This is a genomic window from Bacillus sp. GS3m_15504 (assembly GCF_055825275.1).
The window spans coordinates 1-8,673 of sequence record NZ_JBVVNL010000015.1; the positions used below are offsets into that span (position 1 = coordinate 1).

Here is an 8,673-nt window from a genome sequence, read left to right on the forward strand (position 1 = left end):
TCATCCTGAGCCAGGATCAAACTCTCCAATAAAGTTAGTTTGTCTAGCATCTAAAATAAAAATTGACGTTTCACGTTGTTTGTTTCGTTCAGTTTTCAAAGAACTACTTGGTCGCTCATTTGCGACTCCCTTATGTTAACATCTTCGTTAGTTAATGTCAACTAAGTTTTTTATTTCGTTTGCCGCTTTCGACGTTGTTGTCATCGGCGACTTGTTCTATATTACACCTCTAATGTCCAATCGTCAATACCTTTTATCCTTTTTATTTTATAAATTATGAAGGATATTTTTATACTCCTTCCTTAAAGATTAATAAACTAGTGCAGTCACTTTCATAATCTACAGTTTCTACTTTCTAAAGAATGAATATCAAGCCAAACAAATATATATTAAAAGTAGCTTTTTTATTTAGACTTCTCTCTAGAAATTATAAATACACCATACATTTACTAAAAATCTAATTAACCTTAGGAGGCGTTATGAAATGCATGTTAATAAGAAAATCATTTATGTATCCCATGATGCCCATTTCCACGGAGCACAGCTGCTTTCTTTACATACTATTAAAGCTCTCAAAGAAAACTTTCATTACTCCGTCGCAATTATTTCTATTGGAACGGGCATTTTAATCCACGACTTTCAAAAGTATGGTCCTGTTTATTGCCTAGAGGAAGACTACCCAACGGAAAACAAAGTCGAATCATTAATAAAGAAGTTATTATCACAAGACTATACCATCGCCATATGTAGTACCGTCATAAGTGGTGATATAGTTGCATTACTAGCTAAACATAATATAAAAGTTATTTCATTAATACATGAATTGCCGCATTTAATACAACAGTACTCAGCTGAGGGAAAAGCGAGAAAAATTGCCGAATCTGCTCACAAAATTGTCTTCCCTTCACAATACGTGTATGAAAAGTTCCATACAATCACCCAATTAGATCATCAAAAGTGCCACATCCTCCCTCAAGGTTTGTTTAACCACAATCCTTATAAGAACAATATTGCAAAAGCGAGAAACGAATTACGAAAAAAACACAACCTGCCTCTAGATAGCAAAATCATTTTGGGGGTAGGTTTCGCTGATCATCGAAAAGGGATAGATTTATTCTCACTTATTGCTTACTCAGTAAGAAAGATTCATAGAAATATTCATTTTATCTGGGTTGGGAAAACAGATGTTCACTTTTTAAAAACGCTATCACCAAGATATACAGCACATTTCACATTAGTGGAGCCTACTCCAGATATCGGTTTATATAACGCTGGGGCTGATTTATATTTATTAACTTCAAGAGAAGATCCTTTCCCAAACGTGGTTTTAGAAGCATTAGATACAAAAGTCCCTGTTATAGGGTTTAAAAACGCTGGAGGTTTTGGAGATGTTGTTACAGAACAAACCGGTGCATTAGTAGACTATTTAAACTTACCGATGATGCTGGAAAAAATATATGAATTTATCGGGGATGAAGATTTACGATTACAGAAAGGGACCTTTGGCCAAGAACTTATTGAAAAAGATTTCAACTTTCTTCATTACGTTTATCAATTATTAAACTTGCTTGAGCATAATTATAAAAAAATAAGCGTCATTATACCGAACTATAATTACGAAAAATACTTACCCGAACGAGTTACATCAATATTAAATCAAACCTATCCCCTTTACGAACTAATTTTCCTAGACGATGCCTCTACTGACAATAGCGTATCTACATTTGAAAAGCTGCTCTCAAACGAAAATAAACACCACCTGAAAGTTCAGCAAATTATTAACGATAAAAACTCTGGTTCTGTATTTAATCAATGGATAAAAGGTGTCTCTGCAGCAACCGGGGATTATATTTGGATTGCTGAGGCCGATGACTTATGTGATCAGACATTTTTAGAAGAAGTAATACAAGGGTTTCATATAGATAGTGATGTTTCCTTAAGTTACACACAATCAAAGCAAATAGATGAACAAGGAAATATCTTGGCCAATCATTATTTGGATTACACAAACGATATTGATAAGGAAAAATGGCTGCGTTCTTATGTCCGAAAAGGGATAGATGAAATACAAGATACGTTACTTATCAAAAACACCATACCTAATGTCTCAAGTGTAGTTTTTAAAAACATAGGTATAAAAACAACAGCAAAACAATTGGAAAAGTTTAAAATAGCCGGTGATTGGTTTTTCTATGTTTCTATCCTTAAAGAGGGGAACATTTATTTCAATCCAAAACCTCTAAACTATCATAGACGACATAAAAATAGTGTAACGAGAGCAGAAGATTCATATTCCCATTACAGTGAAGTTGTACAAATGCAGAATTTTATTAAAGAAACCTTTACTATCGACGACATTTCAAAAAAGAAAATGTACGCATATAGAAAGTATCTTAAAGCATATTTGAAGGTTTAATTATATATTTTCTTTACCATCCGTATCTCTTATAAGATATTACTATTATTTAAGGGAGGATTACTCTTTGAAAGAATTTATAGAGACAAATAAAGATTTGATTTCTCAAATTGCACAGAACTACAATGTAAATGCAAGTATCCATCCAGAGGATCATATCTTTCAATTCCTGGTCACGAATCCAGTTTTTCCGTCTAAAAAAGAAGCAATAGATTATTATTTTAAAGATGGAAGAAAATCAGCAGAAACACTCTTAGATTTAATGACTTCCTTTTATCCTCCTGTAGACACCCCAATTAAATTATTAGAATTCGCATCCGGATATGGCTGCGTAACACGTCATTTATTAAATCAGCAAACGAACTTACGTATAACTACTTGTGATATACACGAAGAGGCTATTACTTTTATTGAAAGCACATTACATACTTCATCTATCTTATCTCACCCTGAACCAGAACAAGTAAACTTAGCCTCGTCTACGTATGATATTGTTTTTTGTCTATCCTTTTTTTCTCATATGCCTGATACAACTTGGTTTCGTTGGCTTCAAACATTGTATAATGCTGTTTCCCCTGGCGGATTATTCATTTTCACAACTCATGGATATCAAAGTAAAAAGTACTTCAGCTTTCCAGATTTAAATAAACAAGGTTATTGGTTTCTCCCCTCTAGTGAACAACTGGATTTAGATGTGCATCAATACGGGCAAACGATCGTTAGTCCCTCTTACGTATGTGACAAAATTAAATTATTACCTTATAATCCTATCATTAAAAAATACACTGAAGGTTTTTGGTGGGAACATCAAGACCTTTGGGTAATACAAAAAGAAATAAAATAATAAACCATGCTCTACTTATACAGAAGTAGGGCATGGTTTATTATTTTTTACTATATAAGAACTCTTCAATCCATAGCTTATTTAATCTAATTCCACTTTTGAAATCCACTTTCGGTTCCCAATTACATTCTCGTCTTACCCTATCTATATTTAAAATGATTTTTTGAACATTTTCTTGCTTTTGTTTATAGCAGATAAAGTCCACTTTTCTTTCCGTTAATTTCTCCAGTTCTACTATAATTCGTTTTAAAGAGAGACCCTTGCCGCTCCCTATGTTATACACACAAGATTTCAAGCGATTTAATTGTGATAGTTGTATAGTGATTTCCACTAAATCATCGATATAAATATAATCTCGAATAATCTCTTGTGGATTCCCATATATATTAATCTTTTCATTACTGAGATGCTGATACAAAAAACAATTTATTGCCCCAACTTTCTTTAAAGGATTTTGATATTTTCCATACGGATTAGAATATCTACATACAACATATTCAATTCCATATTTTTTCTTATAAAAGTACAAATAATTTTCAAGCGACACTTTTGTTATTCCATAAGGAGAAAGTGGTTTTAATGGATGGTCCTCATCAATAGGTAAATATTCAGGTTCACCATAAACCGTGCCTCCAGAAGATGCTAATACAATTTTTTTAATAGGAAAATTTTTAACGCTTTCCATGAAATTAAGAAAAAAAAAGCTACTGTTTATATCTCCGAAAACATCTTCAATTGAAGTTGCTACATTAGACGTTGCAGCTAAATAAATAATAATATCCACATTCGCTAAAGCTATATATATATCTTCAACATTAGCTAAATCACCTTTAATAAATTCGACCTCACTTATAATATTTTGAGGGAAATTATTTAAATGCCTGGAAAATACCTTTACATTTTGACCTTGTTTCAATAAACCTAATGCGAGGTTAATACCGATGAAACTATTTCCACCTACTATTAAATAATTATTCTTCCCCATAATATCCTCTCTAGTAATAAGATTTTTGCTTATCACACCTAGAAATACAAATAAATGAACTTGGACACTTTTATTATTTCTTTTCTTATAATTGTATGCCTCTTATACACTTTCATTATCTTTATTTTATATTTCCCTTTTAGAATCACTATCTTATTTAAGACGAAAGCAAAATACACTCATAATATTTACTCACTCTCATGAATATATTGGATTAATAAAAAATCCTCTTCTATATCCTTAAAAAAGGAGTGTTCAACTCATGAAAAATATAAATCAAAAGTTTTTAGAGTACATCATTCTACATAAAGATCGAATTCCGCATTTCCATAAGGATTTTCCCCTTATATTATTTTGGAGTCATAGAAGCGGATGTACCGCATTAGCTAATTGGTTCTTCTTTCAAATTGGATTATTTCCTGAAGCAAAGAAATACAATGATTTTATTCATTACTATGAATTCTGGGTATATAAAAATAACCCCAATTATATACAAGCGGTACATAGCGGTCTTCTCGAAGCAAAAAAACATGTTTGTAAACTCGTACGAAATCCCTATACGAGGGCCGTTAGCTCATTTTTATTACTTGCTGACAATCCTTATGCTAGTCCTCAATGGGATAGTATCCGAAAGTGTTTTTATAATGACAAGCATAGTAAGCAAGGAATATCATTCAAACAATTTTTATATTACGTTCAAACACTTGGTTCCAATTCCCAAGTAATAGATATGCACTTCAGTCAACAATACGTCCAAGGTGAAGAAGCCTTTATCCAAAGCTATATACCTTTAGAAGATTTTAATAAGCAAATTCCCAAAATAGAAAACGAATACGGTTTAATTAAATCTGACCTAACAAAACTTACAAGTTCAGGTCATCACCGCGCTCACAAGATGGTTTATACAGGAAGCTATGCAGAACTTAGCATTACAGATGAAGCCTTTCCCCGATTTCCAACATACGCAAGCTTTTATGACAAAGAAACAATGGATTTAGTTACAGAAATATATGCAAAGGATTTTGAAATGTATCCATACACGAAAGGGATATTTTAAACCCCTACGTTTTTCAATGAATAAAAGCAAATGTATCGCATAGCATAAAGTGAAACTTTAATTAGCGTGGGGGTTCTCCCCGCTAATTATCCCTTCTACCAATCTTACTTTTATGGTTTCCCTAATTTCTACCCACTCTCTTTAGTTTCACATATGTCTAATACTATCCATAAAGTGAGGGCCTTTACGGGCAGTTCATCTCCCACCCAACTTCTTTGCTCCAGCCGGATTTTGAGGTGAGAGCATTACTGCCATGAAAATAATGGGGGAAATACATTGCATTTTATACAGGAGGGATGTCATGTGGAAGGTAATTTGAAGCACAATAATGGATACTGCGTTATTTGTGAGAAGGAAGCTGCATTTATAGAGCATAATGATTGGCTTAGAGATCACTACTTATGTTCTACATGTCACTCTATACCGAGGCAACGAGCTTTAGTTCATGTCTTAAATACATTTTTTCCAAAATGGGATTCCTATCATATTCACGAGTCCTCACCAGGAGGAATTACAACTCAACTACTAATAAAAAACTGTAAAAACTATACATATTCTCAATACTTTAAAAACTATCCTCTCGGTCAATACTTTCAAGGAATTAGATGTGAGAATTTAGAAAACATGACTTTTCAAAATGAATCTTTTGATTTATTCATTACGCAAGATGTCTTTGAACACGTAATGGAGCCAGAGAAAGCCTTTAAAGAAATAGAACGTGTCTTAAAGCCTGGTGGCGCTCATGTGTTTACCGTCCCTTGGTATCATACACTCCCAAAGACTTTACAAAGAGCAAGAAACAATAAAGACGGAATTGAGTATATGGAAGAGCCAATTTATCATGGAAATCCTATTGATGAGAAAGGGGCTTTAGTAACATTTGATTGGGGCCAAGATATGATTGAATATATTTATACACATGCAAATATGTATACAATTGTTTATTTACAAAAGGATAGATCACTAGGATTAGATGCTGAATTTCTACATGTTTTTATTAGTAAAAAACACGAACATAATTTTTAGGCACTATATAATTTGGAGGTTAACAAATGAATAACTTTAAGTTAGGAAATGATTTTGATAACCTTGTTAGTCCTCTTTCTGATGTTAAACTTCTAAATCTATTTATACAAAGTTGCTCACAAACAAAGATAAACGGCACCCCAGTACCTATGTTCCCCCTGAAGAAATTCAACAACAGTTTGTAGGTGCTTCCTATGAACATGCTCTTTATGAAGCATATTTGTTTTATAACCATGTAAAAACATATACCCAAAATTTGGGTGTTCCCTTGAATAAAGAACGTAAAATTTTAGACTTTGGTTGCGGGTGGGGAAGAATTATACGCTTTTTTTCAAAGATGTTCGCGATGAAAATTTACTTGGGATTGATGTAGATCCAGCAATGATTAACATTTGCAATGAAACGTTAGGAAGAGGAATATATAAAACCGCCAATCCACAACCTCCTGTAGAATTTATTAGTGACAATTCATTGGACATCATATTCGCTTATTCTGTATTCTCACATTTATCCGAAGAAACTGCAGAACATTGGATAAAGGAATTTTCAAGAATTCTTCGTCCAGGTGGAATCTTCATCGCTACAACACAAACACGCTATTTTCTCGATTACTGTCAACAATTCAAGGAACACCCTGAATTTATTCAAACGGGTTGGCATAAAACTTTATCTCAAGCTTTTCCAGATATAAATCGGGCCATTTCGGATTATGAAAGCGGCAATTTTGTCCACAGTCCTACAGGAGCCGGAGACGTTAGAAATAGTAGCTTCTACGGAGAAACCGTTATACCTAGAACTTATATTAAAAATCACTATGAGAAGTATTTAAAGCTACGGGGCTTTTTTGATGATGCAAACCGATTACCCCAAGCCCTATTTGTTCTCCAAAAAGATTAACCCTTTTCTTACATGGTAATGCACATAATTTTATAATGAAAATCACTTTTCATCTCAGCCATATATTAAATCATCCAAGATTCCCCTATTGAGCAAACTGTAAAAACGAATCCAATATGAAGCACAACAAAATAGTAAGTAAATAACCTATCTAGCGCTTTAAACTCGATTCAAAAAATCAAAAGTAACTTCCCACCACTTTGAACTACAAAGAACATAAGGAGGATATACCTTGAAAATAATTGCTTTTTACTTACCACAGTTTCATCAAATAAAAGAAAATGACCGATGGTGGGGGAAAGGTTTTACTGAATGGACAAATACTAAAAGTGCACGGCCTTTATTTTCAAAACATTATCAACCTAGAGAACCTTATCAAGACTTTTATTATGACTTAACGGACCCATCCGTAAGAAAGTGGCAAGCAGAAATCGCTAAAGCACACGGCATATATGGTTTTTGTTATTACCATTACTGGTTTAAAGGAAAAAGACTATTGGAGACACCCTTTAATGAAGTACTTAAGACGGGCGAACCAGGTTTTCCATTTTGCCTTTCTTGGGCAAATGAACCGTGGACAAAAACTTGGGATGGTCTTGATAGTCATATATTAATGCCTCAAAATTATGGAGAGTTATCGGATTGGAAAGAACACTTCGACTATTTATTACAAGCTTTCCAAGATGAAAGGTATATTCGTATAGATGATAAACCACTATTCATTATTTACCGTCCTGGGCATATCCCTGACTGTGAGCAAATGCTTAATTACTGGAATACACTCGCACAAGAAAATGGTTTGAAAGGTATATACTTTGTAGAAACATTAAACAGCTTCCCACTTCCTAATATAAATGGGTTCGATGCTAGCATTCAATTCGAGCCTTTTTATACAATTGCTCATGATAGCTCTTCAGACATAAATAAAACAATATATGAGTCTGGTAAACAAATAAACGCTTGGGATTATGATAAAGTTTGGATGTATATACTAAAGCGATCTCCTCCAGAGAAAAAAACATTTCCCGGTGCCTTTGTTGACTGGGACAACACAGCACGCCGCAAAGACTTAAATAGTAGCATCTTCCTAGGCTCTACTCCTGAGAAGTTTACGATATATTTAAGTAAGCAAATCTATCGTACCTATTCTCTTTACAACAGCGAGTTTTTATTTATGAATGCTTGGAATGAATGGGCAGAAGGTACTTACTTAGAACCAGATAAAAAGCATGGATTCGCCTATTTAGAAGGAGTTAAGCAAGCAATTAGTAGAGGTATGAAAGCATACAAAAAAGACGAGTCATTCTGACTCGTCTTAAGCTTGCTTGGCGACGTCCTACTCTCACAGGGACAAGGTCCCAACTACCATCGGCGCTAGAGAGCTTAACTTCCGTGTTCGGTATGGGAACGGGTGTGACCTCTCTGCCATCATCACCAAACTATGAAGG

6 protein-coding genes, 1 rRNA gene and 1 pseudogene are annotated in these 8,673 nt (G+C 33.8%); 6 read left to right on the top strand and 2 right to left on the bottom strand.

Going from position 1 to position 8,673, the window contains the following annotated elements; genetic code table 11:
* Positions 1–484 precede the first annotated feature (484 nt).
* Both AC0L0O_RS29800 and AC0L0O_RS29805 read left to right on the top strand, forming a co-directional pair.
* Positions 485–2,416: a glycosyltransferase gene (locus tag AC0L0O_RS29800; protein WP_428890202.1), complete on the top strand. Its 1,932-nt coding sequence runs from the start codon at positions 485–487 to the stop codon at positions 2,414–2,416.
* 67 nt (positions 2,417–2,483) lie between these two features.
* Positions 2,484–3,260, top strand: coding sequence for a class I SAM-dependent methyltransferase (locus AC0L0O_RS29805; RefSeq protein ID WP_086419485.1), 777 nt, complete (start codon positions 2,484–2,486; stop codon positions 3,258–3,260).
* Between the two features lie 40 nt (positions 3,261–3,300).
* Here AC0L0O_RS29805 and AC0L0O_RS29810 read toward each other — a convergent pair whose 3' ends face one another.
* A complete protein-coding gene (locus AC0L0O_RS29810; RefSeq protein WP_000517675.1) occupies positions 3,301–4,245 on the bottom strand; it encodes an NAD-dependent epimerase/dehydratase family protein in 945 nt (314 codons plus the stop codon).
* Between the two features lie 262 nt (positions 4,246–4,507).
* Between AC0L0O_RS29810 and AC0L0O_RS29815 the strand changes: the two genes are divergently transcribed.
* From AC0L0O_RS29815 to AC0L0O_RS29830, 4 genes and pseudogenes are all read left to right on the top strand, one after another.
* Positions 4,508–5,302: a sulfotransferase family 2 domain-containing protein gene (locus AC0L0O_RS29815; RefSeq protein ID WP_000790064.1), complete on the top strand. Its 795-nt coding sequence runs from the start codon at positions 4,508–4,510 to the stop codon at positions 5,300–5,302.
* Positions 5,303–5,605: 303 nt separating this feature from the next.
* Complete coding sequence (locus tag AC0L0O_RS29820) at positions 5,606–6,328, top strand: class I SAM-dependent methyltransferase (protein WP_428890199.1); 723 nt, start codon at positions 5,606–5,608, stop codon at positions 6,326–6,328.
* Between the two features lie 26 nt (positions 6,329–6,354).
* Positions 6,355–7,225, top strand: a pseudogene (locus AC0L0O_RS29825) (class I SAM-dependent methyltransferase).
* A 232-nt stretch (positions 7,226–7,457) separates the two neighbouring features.
* Positions 7,458–8,534 carry a glycosyltransferase WbsX family protein gene (locus AC0L0O_RS29830; RefSeq protein ID WP_428890197.1) on the top strand — a complete coding sequence of 359 codons (1,077 nt, stop codon included), beginning with the start codon at positions 7,458–7,460 and terminating at the stop codon, positions 8,532–8,534.
* 14 nt (positions 8,535–8,548) lie between these two features.
* On the opposite strand, the gene rrf is transcribed toward AC0L0O_RS29830, so the two are convergent.
* Positions 8,549–8,664 (bottom strand): 5S ribosomal RNA (rrf, locus tag AC0L0O_RS29835).
* Between the last annotated feature and the right edge of the window lie 9 nt (positions 8,665–8,673).